This window comes from Xylella taiwanensis, assembly GCF_013177435.1.
GTDB classification, from domain to species: Bacteria; Pseudomonadota; Gammaproteobacteria; order Xanthomonadales; family Xanthomonadaceae; genus Xylella; species Xylella taiwanensis.
This window is the reverse complement of sequence record NZ_CP053627.1, coordinates 2,743,119-2,760,920: the sequence shown is the minus strand read 5'-3', so window position 1 is coordinate 2,760,920 and position 17,802 is coordinate 2,743,119. Positions and strand designations below refer to the sequence as shown.

Below are 17,802 nucleotides of genomic sequence, written 5' to 3'. Positions count from 1 at the left end.
TTGGAGCGGGCGATGGGAATCGAACCCACGTCAGTAGCTTGGGAAGCTACAGCTCTACCATTGAGCTACGCCCGCTGAGCGTGCACCGGAGTCTATGCTTGCTTTGCTGTGGAGGCAACGACGCGAGCCCGGTCGTTGCCTTGCTGGTGCTTCATGGTGGCATACGCAGGCGATATGTTTAAAAACTGCCGTTGACGTTGACGAATAACGTAGTGTCGCGGGCGTTCTTCTGCGTGGTCGTGGTGAGGCCAACGTTGCTTTGCAGATTCCTGATGTTGGCTCGGGCACCGAGCACGATGCTCACATAGTTGCGATTGAAATTCAGTCCCGGCACTGAATACATACCCGTCTCTGGCATGGTTTGCAGCCATGCGCTGGCTTCGGTTTGTTGTTTCTTGAATTCGTGATCGTAGGTCACCTGTAGATAGGGGTTGACCACGCCTGTTTCGAATCGTATCTGCCCACCAACGCGTCCGAGCAGTGAATTGAGGCGCTGATCGGCATAACCGAGTGCGGAGGCGCTGGTATTTTGTTCGGTGTAGCCGTCCAATTTGGTTTTTTGCCAGATCAGACCGGCGACTGAGCCATAGCGCAGCTGACCCTCGCCCATTTCGTAACTGGCGTTCAGTGCGGCGGTCAGGTTGCTGCCATTGGGGGAACCTCGATGTACCCGCGTGGCTGGACCGAGTTGCACCTCGCGGTTGACGTCGTAGTTCAACCAGCTGTAACTGATCTGGGCATTGACCCAGACGGGGCCTGTATACCAACCGAAAAAGCCGCCGAGGGTCTTGTCTTTTTGCTTGAAGGTGCCGTTGTCATTACTGAAGTCGGCATGCATCCGTCCGTAGCCGACGAAGCCGCCGGACACCAGTTGACCCTTGTTCCAGTCAAGGCCGAATAGGCCTTCTGGCGCAACGCTTTTGTATAGGTCGTTACGATCATTGCGCTGGGAGTCACCGCGCATACTGCCCCACCAGCGCAGGCCATCGTGCTGCGGTGTGCCGTCCAGATGCCAACCCACCTGGTAGGCGCGCCCACGACCCACCCCTTGGGCCGAGTGAGTCAGCACTTGCTGCAGGGGTGGCGCTTCCAGGATTGAAATCGTGTACTGGCCCAAAATATGGTGTGCTGTGGTCGTTGGGTGGATGCTATCGGCGAACGCATAGTTGTTAGGCGCATTCGCGTTGACCAGGGTATTGGGGTTGCACAATGGCAGTGCTAGGGTGCAGGCCGTGTCGGTGGTGTTGGTAAAGCCGTAGGTCGCTGGTGAAGCGATGATTTCTTGTAATAAATGGAAGGTGTCTACCGGGATGATGTTCAATCCTGCCGATTGCAGACCAGTGAATAAGGCTGTGTTGTAGGCGATGGCCGCAGCGGTGCTTTGCGCAGCGGTCCCGGTGGTTTGGGCGAGTGGGGTCAAACCAAGATCAGGGATTGACAGCACGGCGATGTAATGTGCGCCGGCGCTCTTCAGGGTGTTCACTAAGCTGATTTCTGCGGCGGTTGCACTGCCGATGATGGCTTGTGCCTGGTCTGGGGTTGCGAATGCGGCGAGCAGATCGTTGGCGCCCCCCCAGATGGCGTACAGCGCGTTTGGGTCAGCCTTGCCTCCATTCGCACTGAGATAGGTGCTCGTTTGAGAGATCAGTGGTGGTGCTTCGCCCAATGCGTTGACCGAGGATGCATTGACCCGCGCGTTGCCAGCGGCGTAATTGTTGCCGGTTTGGCCGTTGCCATTGGGGGACGCATTGCTGTCATAGTAGCTGGCTACGTGTTCCGCCCAGACCCAGCCAGGGTTGGTGGTGAATTTGCCGGTGATGGCTTGCACATTGCTTGGTAGCAGTGGGCGATAGTAGCCGCTGTCTGTCAGGCTGTCGCCGAAAAATAGGGTTTGTTGAAAGTCTGGGTGAGCGATAGCCGGTGTGGTGGCCGCAGTGATGGCGATTGCGATGAGGGAGCGTGTGGGATGGAAAAACATTGTCATGGGAATTTTCTTTGAAATCTCGACGATGGGTGCTGCAGAAACAACGTGTATGTTAGGGAAGAGTGGTCATCAGTTCGCCAGTATGGTTGGCGTTCATGTGGTGATTGTCACGTGATGGCAAAACCTCAACCAATAATATTATTGGTGTCACAATTCTGTATCTATGAACATCCAACTCAACGGTCAATCCCGTCAAATCCCCGAGGCGAGTTCCATTGTGGCCTTGCTTGCAGGGGAGGGATTAAGCGAGCGCCGTGTTGCGGTGGAGGTCAATGGGGAGATCGTGCCGCGCCTCCAGCATGGGGGTTACGTGCTGCACGAGGGCGACCGGGTTGAGATCGTCCATGCGCTGGGAGGAGGCTGAAGTTCCTGAGTCACCATGCGCAGCAAGGTAATCGGCCATAATCCCTGGATGAACAATCTCGCTTCCCATGATCCGCTCGTTATTGCCGGTACTGCCTACTCATCCCGGTTGCTTACTGGGACTGGCAAGTTCAAAGATCTCGAAGAGACCCGCTTAGCCACTGAGGCGGCGGCGGCCCAAATTGTGACCGTGGCGATCCGCCGGGTGAATATCGGCCAGGATCCAAACCAGCCCAATCTGCTTAACGTTCTATCTCCGGATCGCTACACGATCCTACCCAATACTGCGGGTTGCTACACGGCTGAGGATGCGGTGCGGACCTGCCGGTTGGCGCGGGAACTGTTGGATGGACACACGCTCACTAAGCTAGAAGTACTTGGCGACAACAAGATGTTGTATCCGGACGTGGTGCAGACTTTGCAAGCAGCGGAACAGTTGGTTGCCGAAGGTTTTCAAGTGATGGTGTATACCAGTGACGACCCGATCTTGGCCAAGCGCCTGGAGGAGATCGGTTGCGTGGCGGTGATGCCGTTAGCGGCACCCATCGGTTCGGGCCTGGGGGTTCAGAATCGCTACAACCTGCTGGAGATTATTGAGAACGCTCAGGTGCCTATCATTGTTGACGCTGGAGTAGGCACAGCCTCGGATGCGGCCATTGCGATGGAACTTGGCTGTGATGCTGTATTAATGAATACCGCGATTGCTAGTGCGCGCGCTCCGGTGTTGATGGCCAGTGCCATGCGCAAGGCTGTGGAGGCTGGACGTGAAGCGTTTCTGGCTGGACGTATCCCACGCAAGCGTTACGCTGCGGCGTCCAGCCCAATTGAGGGATTGGTTGGATGATGGATGTGCTCGGTAGCGATGCTACCCAAGCCCCGCCTAAACCCTTCATCCTCAATGAAGGGCACCGTCAAGTGCGTAGCTTTGTGCTGCGTCAGGGTCGTTTCACGCCTGCTCAGAAGCGTGCTTTCGACAACTATTGGCCGTGTTTTGGCGTGGACTTTATCGGTCAGTTGCGCGATCTGGATGTGTTGTTTGGCCGCAGTGCGCCGAAGGTGCTGGAGATTGGGTTTGGTAACGGCGATGCGTTGCGTTTCGCCGCACGGCAGGAGCCCAGATACGACTATATCGGCATTGAAGTGCATGCGCCGGGTGTAGGGCGTTTGTTGAATGCGTTGGCTGAGGATGGCAGCCACCATGTGCGTCTTTATCAGTACGATGCTGTTGAAGTGCTGAAGAAGGAAATTACAGATGGTGCCCTTGATGAGGTCCGCATTTATTTTCCAGATCCTTGGCATAAGAAGCGGCATCACAAGCGCCGGTTAATTCAGCCGCTATTCGCTGCGTTACTGGTACGCAAGTTACGTGTCGGCGGACGTCTGCACATGGCGACGGATTGGGCCGATTATGCTGAACAGATGTGGGATGTGCTCGATGCCACGCCTGGATTGGTCAACCGTGCTGGCTTGCGTGGCCAAGTACCTTGCCCTGATTGGCGAGCTCATACGCATTTTGAGAGGCGTGGACAAAACCTGGGTCACAGGGTCTGGGATCTGCTCTACGATCGAGTCTGAATTCTGAAATCGGGATCACTACATCACTCCATGGATACTGCCTTGACGTTGACCAATGATATGAAGCTCGTGCTTGGATTGGTCGGTTTTACGATGGCAATGTTTGTCTGGGAGCGGATCCGTGCTGATGTGGTGGCGTTGATCGTGTTAGTGGTGCTGGGAACCACGGGGTTGATTGCCCCGGAAGAGCTTTTCGGCGGTTTCTCTGGTAATGCAGTGATGAGCATCATCGCTACGGCTATCCTGGGTGCCGGACTGGAACGCACCGGTGCGTTGAACCGCTTGGCGGCTTGGTTGATGCGTCGCTCCGATGGTAGTGAACGGCGGTTGTTGCTGATAACCATGGTGGTTGCTGGACTGAACTCGCCATTGATGCAAAACACGTCGGTGATGGCACTGTATATGCCGGTTGCTGCGCGTTTAGCGGCACGCACGGGTCTCACGTTACAGCGATTACTACTACCGATTGCCGCGATGATTGTCATGGGTGGTGCATTGACGATGGTCGGTAATTCGCCATTGATCTTGCTCAACGATTTGTTGCAATCGGCCAACAACAATTTGCCTTCAGGAATCGCCACAATTGAGCCGCTGCAGATGTTTGCGCCGCTGCCGATCGGTGTCGCATTATTGGTCGCGGCGTTGCTTTACTTTTATTTCTACGGACACAGCAAGCTGATTCAAGAGGAGTGCTTGGCCAACGATGAGGTGGCTGCGGTGCGTCACGAGAGCTATTTCGCGCGTACCTACGGCATTGATACCGAGGTCTTCGAGTTGGTGGTTAGTGCCGAGAGTCCACTGGTGGGTATGACGTTAGGCGAGGCTGAAACTATCCGTGGTGCGCCACGGTTGTTGGCACTGAAGATGGGTAACGATACTCGCTTGGCTCCGCCAGTGGACATGCGCATCTGGGTTGGCAGTGTGCTTGGGGCAATGGGAGCACGTCAGCAGGTGGCTGATTTTGCGAAGCATCAATTTCTGCATTTTTCCTCACGATTGCGTCACCTTGGTGACTTGTTCAACCCGGCATGTGCTGGTATTTGCGAGGTGGTGATCCCACCGAGTTCGCGTTTCATTGATAAGACATCGACCGAGTTGCGCTTGCGTAAGCAAATGGGGATCAGTTTGCTGGCGATCAGCCGCGATAAGCATGTGATTCGAGAAGACGTGCGTAACGTGTCGCTGCGTGCGGGGGATATGCTGGTGTTGCACAGCCTCTGGCAAGATCTGGCGCAGGCGGCAGAAAGCCGGGATTTCGTCCCAGTGACTGATTATCCTAAAGGCGAACAGCGCCCGCATAAGTTCAAGGTTGCGATGGCAATCTTCGCATTGACCATTGTGATTGCGCTGACGGCCAAGTTACCGGTGCCGTTGACTCTGTTGACCGGTGTGGCTTGTATGCTGGTGACTGGGGTGATCCGCATGGACGAGGCTTATACTGCCATCAGCTGGAAAACCATTTTCATGATGGCTGGCTTGATCCCTCTGGGTTGGGCGATGGACAGCAGTGGCACCGCGGCTTGGGTGGCTGGGCACACAATCGACCGGCTACCGCATGGAATGCCGGTATGGGCGATCGAGCTGGCCTTGGCATTCCTGACGACGGCGTTTTCGCTGGTGATCAGTCACGTTGGTGCAACGATTGTGATGGTCCCGATCGCAGTTAACTTGGCGTTGGCAGCGAACTGCAATCCGACTGCATTCGGCCTGATCGTAGCGCTATCAGCTTCCAACAATCTGATGACGGTTTCCAACCCAGTGATTTCAATGGTGACCGGCCCGGCCAACTATCAACCACGCGAACTGTGGCAGGTAGGTGGGCCGTTGTCCCTGATCTATATCGTGGTGATGGTCGCGATGATTAACTTAATGTCTCAATGGGGTGTGCTTTGAGCGTATCAGCTTCAGTCGCTGCATGGCTAAGTCGCAGTGGTTCATTAGTCTTTATACAAGTTGTTTCTCGGGGTAGGAGTGCTGATAACAGATGTTTCCGTATTACGTCGAAGCGTGCAGAGTTTTAAGAGTATGTGTGTCATGTATTTAAATTGTAGCTATTAAAATAATGATAGTTTTGCGACTGTTGTGTGTGGCGTGATCGGTGCATTAAGTTGTTTTATGTAAATAAGTGGTGTGGTTATTGGGCCATTCCGCAGTCATCTGATGAGAGGCTATACACGCATCATTTAGGCGTGTTTACCTTGAAGGCAAGACCGTGTTGTTTTGAGGGACTGTTTGCCTGTGTCAGAATGCAGTGAATGCATTGCTATGACTTTCAAATATATTTGAAAAGTGACATCGTAGACTAATAACAGTGCGTTATTTTTTCCATTAAGCTGCATAGTGAAGGTTGAATATCTGTCGTCCAGTATGGGCCCAATATATGGACCGAGATTCTCGAAATGTTGGTCATGGTTGGTCAACCTAGGGGAGGTGCTTATGTAATGACGTGTGTCGAGGACTTTAATAAGGTATGAGAAGTACGAACTCTTAGTACGAACTCTTCGGAGTCACTATGGTTTGAGCGATTGTCCTTGATACCCATGTCATTTTCTGAGCGATGGAATTTGATTCGCGCAGATTGCTGTGGGTAAAGGAGAAGTCCAAACGTTAAGCAACTGAAAAAATGTACCTGTGTAACTTGATGATGATCGAGTTGTTATTTGGCATTGATGTACATCCACTCGATCAGTGGAGGATAGTTTGGTACAGGCTGGGGATGATCTGAATAAGAAAATGAATGGATCAGTGTGGCGATTCGACATCAATGTGATGTGGTGGTATTTCAATCTCATCGTGATGTTAAAGACCAACAGGGTAGATTATTTTTGATGGTTATATTACTGAAATTGAGGTTTCGCTTGGTTTCACGAGCGGTCAAGTGAAATGGTCTCCTGCACTCAGAGTGATAGACAAAGGGATAGGTACAGCGAATGCCATTGAGGATTCGAGTCATTCAGATTATTTCTTTTTTCTGTTGTAACTCTGACTACATTATTTGAGAGATACATAACATCCTATCTAAAGATGTTCTCGCGGCTGTGTAGTCACTCGGCCAAACTGAGTCTTTAATCTGAGGTGGGCCGTCATCGAAAAAATGTTTGTACCTTTCTTTTTGACCTAATAATCCATCCATACGTTGTTGTTATTCTTTCAGAGAGAAGCAGTAGTAACCGATCACGGGATCATCATTTGGACGTGAGAAGCATCGGTTGTTGATGTTGCGGTGATGTGGTGTTTCTCGTAGGCCAGTACTTGCAGTGTATTGTTTCCTCACTCATGTCGAGCCAAGTCGAGGAATACAGAGGCAGGAATCTCCGATATGAGGGTGCTGGCATTCACATCTTCCTGCTGGGTAAGCGACATAGTCGTAATACAACCGTTACGGCCCACTAATCTTGAACTGCCTATCCAAGGAGGGAATTTTACTTCGAATGGAAATGCTTCGGACGGTACCATAAACTCTTGCTGCACGCATTTTCGATATTGGTGACAAGCGCTAGGGGGGGGGCCAAATGACAGTCACTCATACATATCCGTTGTGTTTACTTGATTGCTCTAGATCACCCGACACCGGTCGGTTTCCGGTGTGGTGTGCCGGAGTGTTTTTTGCAGGCGTAATACTTCTGGATGGCTGTTCCCGCCCGGTCTAAATCAGGTCAGTCCTAGTTAAATTCTTCTTTAAATGAGATTGGTGTCACTCTGGTGCCCGATTTTCTTAGATTTGATTGTGAGGAGTTGAAATTATTTACTATTTTTAAATTCATATAAAAAAATTTGCGATGAAATTCATAATTTTTATAAATATTCTCGTAAATTATTGATTATTAAGGGGTGAATCTTATCAATGTTGTTAAATTTTTCTAAATGAGTGGAAAAATAGGGTTAATCCAGGTTTTTTATGGTTTTTTGTGGTTCAATAACCCTTGGTGCGGACTTGTTAGGGCCTTGAAGGCAATTACGACAGTGTTCCAGGGTGAAACGGCCATTACGTTGGACGATAAAGGACGCATGGTGGTCCCTACGGCCTATCGCGATCTTGTCGCAAGCATGAGCGCCAATCGTCTTGTGTTGACGTACAACCCGTTCGAGGCTGGTTGTCTTTGGTTGTATGCAGAGAAAGAGTGGGAACGTGTTCGTGATGAACTGATGGTCAAGCCCAATACCCAGCGTATGATTCGGGTACTACAGCAGAAGCTTGTTGGTTCCTCGGCGGTGTTGGAGTTGGACGCCAACGGACGCATTAGTGTTCCGCCCAGTCACCGTGGTGCAGTTGGTATCGAGAAAAAAGCGGTGTTACTAGGGATGGGAGACAAGTTCGAACTTTGGAGCGAGCAGGCGCATCGTGCATTGATCCAGCAGACGCTTTCTGATGGTGATCTTGGCGATGGATTACTCGATCTCAGGTTGTGAGTGGGAACCCATGTGCGACACAGGGTGGTCCGATTGCCTGGCACCGCAATTGTCAGTGACGCATGTCCCCGTGCTCTACACGCAAGCCATGAAAGGGTTGCGGGTGGTTGAAAACGGAATCTATTTGGATGGTACTTTCGGGCGTGGGGGGCACGCGCGTGGGGTGCTGCAACAGCTCGGCCCCGGAGGTCGACTGCTAGTGATGGATAAGGATCCAGAAGCGATCGCAATGGCTGCGCGTGCGTTCAGCTCCGATCCGCGCGTAGTCATCCGTCATGGCAGCTTTGCTTCGCTCGCACAGGTGGCTGCGCCACAGTCTTTGGATGGAGTGTTGTTCGACTTGGGAGTGTCTTCACCACAGTTGGATGTGGCTGAGCGCGGTTTTTCTTTTGTTAAGGATGGTCCGCTCGACATGCGCATGGATCCGGAGATCGGAGAGAGTGCGGCGCAGTGGCTGGCACGTGTGCCCGAGCGTGAAATCGCTGATGTACTTTGGACCTATGGCGAGGAGAAGCAGAGCCGTCGTATTGCTCGTGCGATCGTCGCGTATCGTGCTAAGCAGCCGTTATTACGTACCGTGCAGTTGGCTGAACTGATTGCATCGGTGATGTTACGCAGCAAGTCTGGTGCCCATAAATCCAGGATTCATCCTGCTACGCGCAGCTTTCAGGGGATCCGTATCCATGTGAACTGTGAATTGCTGGATTTGGAGGTTGGTCTTGAGGCGGCACTTGCCGCATTACGCCCAGGCGGGCGGTTGGTCGTGATCAGTTTTCACTCGCTGGAGGACCGTATCGTCAAGCAGTTCATCCATCGTCATGCCAAAGTGCCGTTTGGCAACCGCCGCCTGCCTGAGATGCAGACCTTCGTGCCGCTATTGCGCATTATCGGTCGTTCGATCCAGGCCGATGACGATGAATTAGTGGTTAATCCACGTGCACGCAGTGCGGTGCTGCGGGTGGCTGAGAAGTTGGATAGGTTGGAGGTGGTGCAATGAGCCGCCTTCTGTTGATTGTTCTGTTGGCGTGCACAGTCGCCTCGGCGATCGGTGTGGTTTATATGCGCCACCTGCATCGCAAGCTGTTCGTTGAACTGTCCCATGCCGAGCGGGTCCGTGATGATTTGAATATCGAGTTTGGTCGATTGCAGTTGGAGCAAGCGACCTGGGCCGAAGCCAATCGGGTTGACCAGGTTGCACGTGAGCGTCTGGGGATGAAATTCCCGGAAAGCAACGAGATTGTCGTGGTGCGTCCATGAAGACCAGCCACAGTCGCTTCCGCAGTCATTTCAATCTGCGTGGCCGGCTGCTGCTGGTGGGTACGGCACTGGCGCTGTGTTCACTGACGTTGATCGCTAGTGCAGCCTACGTGCAATTGATCAATAGCGATTTCTACCAGCGTCAGGCTGAAGCGCGTTACTTGCGTGAGCTGCCGATTCCAACCTCACGCGGCATGATTACAGATCGCAATGGTGAGCCGTTAGCGGTCTCCACACCGGTGGAATCGATTTGGGCAAACCCACAGGAACTGCTGCGTAATCCTGATTGGATCCCGAAACTGGCCAATGTACTGCAAGCCCCGGTGGATGAACTCACCACTCGTTTGTCGCAGAAGGCCGATAAAGAGTTCATGTACCTCAAGCGCAGGATTAACCCGGATGTTGCACACCGCATTCTTGCGTTAAAAATTCCTGGGGTGTTTACACAGCGTGAGTTCAGGCGTTTTTACCCTCAGGGTGAGGTGATGGCTCATGTATTGGGTTTTACCAATATCGATGACCGTGGCCAGGAAGGTTTGGAGCTGGCATTCGATGACTGGCTGCGAGGTAAGCCTGGCAGCAAGCGTGTGGTACGTGATGCACGCGGCGCCATTGTGGAGAGTGTGGATTTGATCCGATCGGCGCAGCCGGGCAAGGACCTGGTCTTAACGCTCGACCGTCGTATCCAATACCTTGCTTATAAGGAACTGCGCAACGCCATTATCGAAAATCAAGCCGCTGGCGGTTCGATTGTGGTGATGGCTGTGGACACTGGCGAAATTCTAGCCATGGTCAATCTACCGACCTACAACCCTAACGCGGTGACCGGGATTAACTCCTCAGCGCAGCGTAACCGCGCGGTGACGGATCTGATCGAGCCAGGCTCGACGATGAAGCCGCTGACGATTGCGACCGCGTTGCAAGCTGGTGTGGTGACTCCCGATACGGTCATTGATACCAATCCTGGTTATCTGTCATTGGGGCGCTTTACCATCCGTGATGTGCCGCGTAACAACGGTGTGCTCAATGTAACTGGCGTGATTACGCGCAGCTCCAACATCGGTGCCGCCAAGATCGTCGCCAAGGTGCCGGACCAGACGTTCTACCAATTGATTCAAGGCTTTGGTTACGGTACGGCACCTCATAGCGGCTTTCCTGGTGAATCCAGCGGGGTGTTGCCTTTACCGGCACGCTGGAGCGGTACCTCCAAGACCACGATGTCTTACGGTTACGGCCTGTCTGTGACGCCGTTGCAAATTGCACAGGCGTACGCGGCGTTGGGTAACGGCGGCAAGCTGATCCCACCGACTTTTGTGAAAGGCCAGCATGCCGAAGCACGCCAAGTGATCGACTCCCAAGTTGCACGCCAAGTGATTGGCATGATGGAAACCGTGGTTACCCGTGGAGGTGCTAAGGCCGCCGCGATCCTCGGCTACCATGTTGCCGGCAAGACGGGCACGGCGCGCAAAACGGGTGCTAATGGCTACGAATCCGGCCATTACAACGCGCTGTTTGCTGGTTTGGTGCCGGCCACACACCCGCGCTTCGCTACCGTCATTGTGATCAACGATCCGCAGGGCAAGGTCTACTACGGCGGGTTGGTGTCTGCACCAGTGTTCCGCCGGGTCATGGAGGGAGCACTACGGCTGATGGATGTGTCTCCCGACGATATTCAATCATGGCTGGCTGCGCAGGTTGCTGGCAAAACCGGACGGACGCCAGCGCGGCAGATCGAGCTCGATCCGGCGTTGGTACCCGATGCTGCCGACGAGGTGGCCGCTGGGATTCCTACTGTGGTTGCACCATCCCCGTCTCCGATGCAGAGAAATAACCAATGAGGCGTTTCATGCCATTGGCGCAGCTGTTGCCTGATATTCCGCAAGCGCGTGATGTCGTTATCTCTGGTTTAGTCATGGATAGCCGCGAGGTGCAGCCAGGCGATGCTTTTGTCGCGATTGCAGGGTTCGGCGCCCATGGGTTGGGTTTCATTGAGCAGGCGTGTGCCAAAGGTGCAGTGGTGATTTTGTTTGAGCCGCCTGCACCAGAGGGGTTACCAGTGCCTGACGAGGCGATTGCAGTGCCTGGATTGCGTGGGCGTCTGGGTGCGATGGCGGACCACTTCCACGGCCATCCGTCGCAAGAGATGACTATGGTCGGTGTCACTGGCACCAATGGTAAGACCTCCACTGTGCAATTGTTGGCGCAGGCTTGGCATCGTCTGGGCGTGCGCAGTGCGACCTGTGGAACACTCGGTGTGGGTTTGTACGATCAGGCCGTACCGACGGGTTTCACGACGCCGCTGGTGTTGCAACTGCATCAGTGTCTGGGACAGCTACGTGATGCTGGCGCGCAGGCGGTGGCGATGGAAGTCAGTTCGCATGCACTTCACCAGGGACGCGTAGACGGCGTGCGCTATGACGTGGCGGTGTTTACCAATCTGACACGTGATCACCTTGATTATCACGGTGACATGGAGCACTACGGTGCAGCCAAGGCTCGGCTCTTCACGTACAACGATTTGCAGGCAGCGGTGATCAACGTGGATGACCCCTTTGGTGTCCGCCTGTTGCATGGTGTGGCCCATGGGGTGCGCCGGATCGCAATCAGCTCACGTGGTCACACGCATGCCGATGTAGGGGCGCAGCATCTGAGTCTGAATGCTCAGGGTATCGCGTTCGATCTGGTGATCGGCACTCACCGTTTGCCGGTGCATTCACCCCTGATGGGGCGTTTCAACGTTGATAATCTGCTTGCGGTAGCCGGTGTTTTATATGCGTTGGACCATGCTCCGACCGAGATCGCTGCGGTGCTGTCGCAGTTGCAGCCGATTCAGGGTCGGATGAATCGCCTTGGCGGTCATGATGGGCAGCCTCTGGTGGTTGTCGATTACGCACATACACCCGATTCGCTGGAGCAGGTGCTGTCCAGTTTGAGCAGTCATGCCTGTGGCCGTTTGATTTGTGTGTTTGGCTGTGGTGGTGAACGCGATAGCGGCAAGCGCCTGCAAATGGCTGCTATTGCCGAGAAAAAAGCCGATGTCGTGTTCGTGACCGACGATAATCCGCGTGGTGAAGATGGTGACCGCATTGTCGCCGACATTCTGGCCGGTTTTGTTCATCCCGAAGCCGTAAAAGTGCAGCGTGACCGCTCTGCTGCGGTTGCTGCAGCCATTGGTATGGCCAGCGCAGATGACATCGTGTTGATTGCTGGCAAAGGTCACGAGCAATACCAGGAAGTGGCTGGGGTGCGGCATCCGTTCGACGACACCGAGGTTGCGATGCGCATGCTTGCGGTCATGTCGGTGCAGGAGGGTCCCTGATGAGGCGTACACCACTTTCATTAATTGCGCATTGGACTGGCGGTTACCTGCATGGTGAAGATGTCATGGTGTGCGCCATCGGTCATGACACCCGTGCGCTGGATGTTGGCGTGTTGTATGTGGCGTTGCGCGGCCAGTGCTTCGATGCCCATGCATTCTGTGCCGAAGCGTTGGCACGCGGTGCGGCGGGGTTATTAGTCGATCACGTGTTGCCAGAACTGGATATCCCTCAGGTCGTTGTGGCCGATACTGAGCGTGCACTTGCGGCGGTTGCTGCAGCATTGCAGCGTGACCGCACTTCCGTTGTGTTGGCATTGACTGGTTCCAATGGAAAAACCAGTGTTAAAGCACTGCTTGTGTCGATCTTGGAGCATGCCGCGGCGCAGAACAGTGCAGTGGTCTACGCGAACTCCGGCAACCGCAACAACGAGATCGGCCTGCCGTTGGCAGTGATTGCTGCCCCCGATGATGCCGATTTTGTGGTGTACGAGATGGGGGCTGGCAAGTTGGGTGACATCGGTTATTTGACTGGCATCGTTCCGCCGGATGTGGCGTTAGTCAACAACATCGCACCGGCCCACTTGGAGCGCATGGGCAGCCTGCTTGGTGTGGCGCGTACCAAAGGTGAGATCTATGCCGCGTTGCGGCCTGGTGGTACCGCTGTGATCAATGTCGATGATGCCTTTGCTTTGTGGTTTGAGCAGCAGTGTGTGCCGGCTGGCCGTGCAGTGTTGCGGTTCGGTTTGCAGGTGCCTGCTGACATTACTGCGTATCACCTGCAATTCAGTGAGGATCATGTGCGTTTTGTACTTGTTACGCCGCAGGGGGAGGTGCCGGTACGGCTGGCACTGACTGGACGTCACAATGTGTGTAATGCGCTGGCGGCGGCGGCCATGGCGCTGGTGGCTGGCATTTCGTTGACGCAAATTGCGACCGGTCTTGGTTTGGCCAAGCCGGTGGCTGGCCGCCAAGTCGCGCATGCATTACCCGGCGGTGCGGTATTGATCGATGATAGTTACAACGCCAACCCCGGTTCGTTAGACGCGGCGATCGACACGTTGACGACTGCTGTAGGTCCGGCGTGGTTGGTACTTGGCGACATGCGCGAGCTCGGTTTGGAAGGTATAGCGCTACATGCGGCGGCTGGACGTCGCGCACGCCAAGCGAAAGTAGCCCGGTTGTACGCGCTGGGTGAGTTGAGTGCCGTTGCGGCTCGAACGTTTGGTGAGGGTGGGTATGTGTTTGCTGATCATGCGGCGTTGGCGGCCGTGTTGTGGGATGACTTGAAGCGTGCTCAAGCCGAAGTGCCGCCACGCGTACTTGTGAAGGGCTCGCGGGGTAGTGCCATGGATAAGATTGTGAGCGCACTGTTGTCGAGTGCGGATGGTGCATCGCATGTTGCTTGAACTGGCCCGTTGGTTACAGCAATTTGAAAGTCTGTTCGGGTTGTTCAATTACCTGACATTCCGCAGCATCCTGGCGGCATTGACCTCATTATTGTTGTCGCTCTGGATAGGGCCGGTGTTGATCCGGAAGTTGTCCCAATTTAAAGGTGGTCAGCCGATCCGCCAGGATGGCCCAAAGATGCACTTTTCTAAAGCTGGCACGCCGACGATGGGCGGTTCCCTGATTCTGATGACAGTGACGTTATCGGTATTGTTATGGGGTGACTTGCGTAATCGCTACGTGTGGCTGGTATTGGCCGTGATGCTGTGCTTTGGTGCGATTGGTTGGTACGACGATTGGATCAAGCTTGCCAAGCGTGATCCGAACGGTCTGAAATCGCGCTGGAAGTACCTGCTGCAGTCGATCTTCGGTTTGGCGGCTGGCTTGTTTCTTTACTGCACTGCTGATGTGCCGGCGGCAGTCACTTTTTACATCCCCATGTTCAAGTCGATCGCATTACCGCTGACGGGTATTAGTTTTATCGCGATCACCTATTTTTGGATTGTTGGCTTCTCCAACGCGGTTAATTTGACGGATGGTTTAGATGGGTTGGCGATTATGCCGACAGTGCTAGTGGCGTGTGCATTGGGCGTATTCGCTTACGCTTCCGGGAACGTGTTGTTCTCCAGTTATCTGAAGATTCCTACGGTTCCTGGCGCTGGTGATTTAATCATTATCTGTGCGGCCATTGCTGGATCTGGCCTCGGTTTTCTGTGGTTTAACGCGTATCCGGCAATGGTGTTCATGGGCGACATCGGTGCACTGGCATTGGGTGCGGCGCTTGGCACGATTGCAGTGATCGTGCGGCAGGAGTTGGTATTAGTGGTGATGGGTGGCGTGTTTGTCATTGAAACGTTGTCGGTGATCATTCAGGTGGTCAGTTTCAAGTTGACCGGGAAGCGTGTGTTTCGTATGGCACCGATCCACCATCACTTTGAGCTTAAGGGTTGGCCGGAGCCGCGTGTAATCGTGCGTTTCTGGATTATCTCTGTGGTGCTGGTGTTGATTGGTTTGGCGACGTTGAAGGTGCGCTGATGAACGCTTTCTTGCGCCAGGCAACCCGACTTGAGGCCATTGGAGGCTGCTACGATCCGTGGCTGCTTGGTGCTGCTGTGGCGTTGGCTTCGCTTGGTGTGGTCATGGTGGCTTCCAGTTCGATCGAGCTGACCAATAGCCCGTTTTATTACCTGATTCGGCACCTCGTGTCCTTGAGTATCGGCATCGGTTTAGCGTTTTTGGCGATGCGTACTGAGCTTAAGAAGGTCGAACAATACAACCGCATGCTTCTTTTGATCTGCTTCGTGTTGCTGTTAATGGTGTTTGTGCCGGGATTGGGCAGCAATGTTAACGGCGCCAAGCGCTGGATCAATCTGGGTGTGTCCAAGTTCCAGACGGTCGAGGCGGTGAAGGTGTTGTATATCGTTTGGTTGTCCAGCTACCTGGTGCGCTTCCGTGACGATGTCAACGCGACTTGGCCGGCGATGCTTAAACCGCTGAGTGTGGTTGCTGTGTTGATTGGCTTGTTGTTGATGCAGCCAGACTTTGGTTCCTCAACGTTATTGCTGGGCATTACTGCCGGGATGTTGGTATTAGGCGGGGTGAATCTGCCAAAGATGTCGATGCCGATAGTTGTAGCGCTGGTGGTGCTCGTCGCGCTGGTGGTGTTCGAGCCATACCGTATGCGTCGTATGACGTCATTCATGGACCCGTGGGCTGATCAACGTGGGTCCGGTTATCAGTTGTCCAATGCGTTGATGGCGGTGGGCCGTGGCGAGTGGTTTGGTGTGGGTCTGGGCGCTTCGGTACAGAAGCTCAATTATTTGCCTGAATCGCACACTGATTTCATCTTTTCGGTGATTGCAGAAGAATTGGGTTTCGTTGGGGTATGTACGGTGATCGCGTTGTATACATTGCTAGTCGGACGCGCGTTCTGGCTAGGGATGCGTTGTGTCGAGATGAAGCGTCATTTCCCCGGTTATGTCGCTTTAGGGATTGCGTTATGGATCAGCTTGCAGAGTTTCGTCTCGATTGCTGTCAATCTGGGTATCTTGCCAACGAAGGGTCTGACTCTGCCGCTGATTTCCTCTGGCGGTTCGTCGGTGCTGATGACATGTGTCGCGATAGGGTTGTTGCTACGTGTTTCCTATGAGGTCGATCGAGCGGAGCGATTGCGCAAAAAATTGGTGTCTGCTGCTGATGAGGTTTTGCTGCACGAGGTTGCCGCTGTTCCCTTGGTCGCATCACAGCGTGGCATCAGCCGGATGCAGTCCCGCGTGGCATCAGCTTTTGGGAAGGTGCTATGGCCATAGTCGTCCAGGCTCCGGTGACACACTATCGTCCCGTCATGATTTTGGCTGGTGGTACCGGTGGTCATATCTTCCCGGGCCTGGCGGTGGCACGTGCGCTGCGAGCCCGTGATGTGCCAGTGGTATGGCTGGGTGCGATCGGGAAAATGGAGACCCATCTGGTACCAAAGCACGGCATTGAAATCGAGACAATCCCAATCGCCGGCTTGCGCGGTCGTGGCATGTTGGCCTTGCTTGGGGCACCTATGCGAGTGTTTCGCGCGATTTGTGCCGCAAGTGTTGTGTTGCGTCGCTACCGCCCACGCGTTGTGATCAGCTTTGGTGGTTTCGCTGCTGGCCCCGGTGGTATTGCAGCACGCTTTATGCGCCTGCCTTTGATCGTGCACGAACAGAATCGTGCACCTGGGATGACCAATAAGATCCTCGCGCGTGTTGCCGGACGCGTGCTGGCAGGCTTTCCTGGCAGTTTCGTCGGTGAGGAGGTGGTTGGCAATCCAGTGCGCGAGGACATTGCTGCGCTGTCTGCGCCGGCGGTGCGTTTTGCTGGCCGCAGTGGTCCGGTGCGTTTGTTAGTCCTTGGGGGCAGTCAGGGCGCACGTGCAATGAATCAAGCTTTGCCGGTGGTTTTGGCGATGCTGTCTGATGTGGCAGTGGAGGTGCGCCATCAGTGCGGCGAAACATTGTGTGCTGAAGCGGAGATGGCCTATGCACAAGCAGGTGTCGCTGCTCGTGTTGAACCGTTTATCAATGACATGGCTGCAGCTTACGCCTGGGCCGACTTGGTGGTGTGTCGTGCCGGTGCCTCAACGTTGGCTGAGTTGTGTGCCGTCGGTATTGGTAGTGTGTTGGTGCCTTTCCCAGCTGCGGTGGATGACCACCAGACTCGCAATGCCGAATATCTGGCCGGTGCCGGTGCTGCGCTGTTGCTTAAGCAGGACGACACGCTGAGTGTGCGACTGCAACCCGTGTTGCGTGCCTTGTTGACTGATCCGATACGTCGCTTGGCGATGGCTGAGATTGCACGTGGATTGGCTAAATCTGATGCCTCAGAGCGTATTGCTGACATTATTCTTGAGGAATCCATATGAGGCGAGGAATCGACACCAAAATCGTTGGGTGCAGTGCTCGAAGTGAGGCTCGTT

The 17,802-nt window shown here is 54.2% G+C and carries 14 protein-coding genes and 1 tRNA gene; 13 read left to right on the top strand and 2 right to left on the bottom strand.

The features are described from left to right. Position 1 precedes the first annotated feature (1 nt). Positions 2–75, bottom strand: a tRNA-Gly gene (locus PLS229_RS11570). A 103-nt stretch (positions 76–178) separates the two neighbouring features. Further along, on the bottom strand, positions 179–1,951 hold the full coding sequence (locus tag PLS229_RS11565; protein ID WP_171898096.1) for an autotransporter outer membrane beta-barrel domain-containing protein: 1,773 nt from the start codon (positions 1,949–1,951) through the stop codon (positions 179–181). Positions 1,952–2,147: 196 nt separating this feature from the next. Between PLS229_RS11565 and thiS the strand changes: the two genes are divergently transcribed. From thiS to murG, 13 genes are all read left to right on the top strand, one after another. After that, a complete protein-coding gene (gene thiS, locus PLS229_RS11560) occupies positions 2,148–2,348 on the top strand; it encodes a sulfur carrier protein ThiS (RefSeq protein ID WP_038269706.1) in 201 nt (66 codons plus the stop codon). A gap of 48 nt (positions 2,349–2,396) precedes the next feature. Next, on the top strand, positions 2,397–3,191 hold the full coding sequence (locus tag PLS229_RS11555) for a thiazole synthase (RefSeq protein WP_038269905.1): 795 nt from the start codon (positions 2,397–2,399) through the stop codon (positions 3,189–3,191). Beyond that, entirely contained in the window at positions 3,191–3,922 is a 732-nt protein-coding gene (gene trmB, locus PLS229_RS11550) for a tRNA (guanosine(46)-N7)-methyltransferase TrmB (protein WP_425511093.1), read from the top strand. Before PLS229_RS11555 ends, trmB begins: the two co-directional genes overlap by 1 nt. A 30-nt stretch (positions 3,923–3,952) precedes the next feature. Then, positions 3,953–5,815 carry an SLC13 family permease gene (locus PLS229_RS11545; RefSeq protein ID WP_038269710.1) on the top strand — a complete coding sequence of 621 codons (1,863 nt, stop codon included), beginning with the start codon at positions 3,953–3,955 and terminating at the stop codon, positions 5,813–5,815. A 2,061-nt stretch (positions 5,816–7,876) separates the two neighbouring features. Continuing rightward, complete coding sequence (locus PLS229_RS11540) at positions 7,877–8,332, top strand: division/cell wall cluster transcriptional repressor MraZ (RefSeq protein WP_114867229.1); 456 nt, start codon at positions 7,877–7,879, stop codon at positions 8,330–8,332. A gap of 10 nt (positions 8,333–8,342) precedes the next feature. After that, complete coding sequence (gene rsmH, locus PLS229_RS11535) at positions 8,343–9,329, top strand: 16S rRNA (cytosine(1402)-N(4))-methyltransferase RsmH (RefSeq protein WP_038269715.1); 987 nt, start codon at positions 8,343–8,345, stop codon at positions 9,327–9,329. Further along, positions 9,326–9,589 carry a cell division protein FtsL gene (gene ftsL, locus PLS229_RS11530; RefSeq protein ID WP_038269717.1) on the top strand — a complete coding sequence of 88 codons (264 nt, stop codon included), beginning with the start codon at positions 9,326–9,328 and terminating at the stop codon, positions 9,587–9,589. The genes rsmH and ftsL overlap by 4 nt, the downstream gene beginning before the upstream one ends. Then, a complete protein-coding gene (locus PLS229_RS11525; protein ID WP_038269719.1) occupies positions 9,586–11,427 on the top strand; it encodes a peptidoglycan D,D-transpeptidase FtsI family protein in 1,842 nt (613 codons plus the stop codon). Before ftsL ends, PLS229_RS11525 begins: the two co-directional genes overlap by 4 nt. 8 nt (positions 11,428–11,435) lie before the next feature. Beyond that, positions 11,436–12,908, top strand: coding sequence for a UDP-N-acetylmuramoyl-L-alanyl-D-glutamate--2,6-diaminopimelate ligase (locus PLS229_RS11520; protein ID WP_038269721.1), 1,473 nt, complete (start codon positions 11,436–11,438; stop codon positions 12,906–12,908). After that, positions 12,908–14,314: a UDP-N-acetylmuramoyl-tripeptide--D-alanyl-D-alanine ligase gene (locus PLS229_RS11515; protein ID WP_038269723.1), complete on the top strand. Its 1,407-nt coding sequence runs from the start codon at positions 12,908–12,910 to the stop codon at positions 14,312–14,314. The genes PLS229_RS11520 and PLS229_RS11515 overlap by 1 nt, the downstream gene beginning before the upstream one ends. Then, on the top strand, positions 14,304–15,389 hold the full coding sequence (gene mraY / locus PLS229_RS11510; protein WP_038269906.1) for a phospho-N-acetylmuramoyl-pentapeptide-transferase: 1,086 nt from the start codon (positions 14,304–14,306) through the stop codon (positions 15,387–15,389). Before PLS229_RS11515 ends, mraY begins: the two co-directional genes overlap by 11 nt. Continuing rightward, on the top strand, positions 15,389–16,663 hold the full coding sequence (gene ftsW, locus PLS229_RS11505) for a putative lipid II flippase FtsW (protein ID WP_038269725.1): 1,275 nt from the start codon (positions 15,389–15,391) through the stop codon (positions 16,661–16,663). The genes mraY and ftsW overlap by 1 nt, the downstream gene beginning before the upstream one ends. Continuing rightward, positions 16,654–17,748: an undecaprenyldiphospho-muramoylpentapeptide beta-N-acetylglucosaminyltransferase gene (gene murG, locus PLS229_RS11500; RefSeq protein ID WP_038269727.1), complete on the top strand. Its 1,095-nt coding sequence runs from the start codon at positions 16,654–16,656 to the stop codon at positions 17,746–17,748. Before ftsW ends, murG begins: the two co-directional genes overlap by 10 nt. Positions 17,749–17,802: the final 54 nt, after the last annotated feature.

Bases quoted from the DNA above. Each gene is read 5' to 3' on its own strand.
- PLS229_RS11525 (WP_038269719.1), top strand. From the start codon at position 9,586: ATGAAGACCAGCCACAGTCGCTTCCGCAGTCATTTCAATCTGCGTGGC.
- murG (WP_038269727.1), top strand. From the start codon at position 16,654: ATGGCCATAGTCGTCCAGGCTCCGGTGACACACTATCGTCCCGTCATG.
- thiS (WP_038269706.1), top strand. From the start codon at position 2,148: ATGAACATCCAACTCAACGGTCAATCCCGTCAAATCCCCGAGGCGAGT.
- ftsW (WP_038269725.1), top strand. From the start codon at position 15,389: ATGAACGCTTTCTTGCGCCAGGCAACCCGACTTGAGGCCATTGGAGGC.
- PLS229_RS11545 (WP_038269710.1), top strand. From the start codon at position 3,953: ATGGATACTGCCTTGACGTTGACCAATGATATGAAGCTCGTGCTTGGA.
- PLS229_RS11555 (WP_038269905.1), top strand. From the start codon at position 2,397: ATGAACAATCTCGCTTCCCATGATCCGCTCGTTATTGCCGGTACTGCC.
- ftsL (WP_038269717.1), top strand. From the start codon at position 9,326: ATGAGCCGCCTTCTGTTGATTGTTCTGTTGGCGTGCACAGTCGCCTCG.
- PLS229_RS11515 (WP_038269723.1), top strand. From the start codon at position 12,908: ATGAGGCGTACACCACTTTCATTAATTGCGCATTGGACTGGCGGTTAC.
- PLS229_RS11520 (WP_038269721.1), top strand. From the start codon at position 11,436: ATGCCATTGGCGCAGCTGTTGCCTGATATTCCGCAAGCGCGTGATGTC.
- mraY (WP_038269906.1), top strand. From the start codon at position 14,304: ATGTTGCTTGAACTGGCCCGTTGGTTACAGCAATTTGAAAGTCTGTTC.
- rsmH (WP_038269715.1), top strand. From the start codon at position 8,343: ATGTGCGACACAGGGTGGTCCGATTGCCTGGCACCGCAATTGTCAGTG.
- trmB (WP_425511093.1), top strand. From the start codon at position 3,191: ATGGATGTGCTCGGTAGCGATGCTACCCAAGCCCCGCCTAAACCCTTC.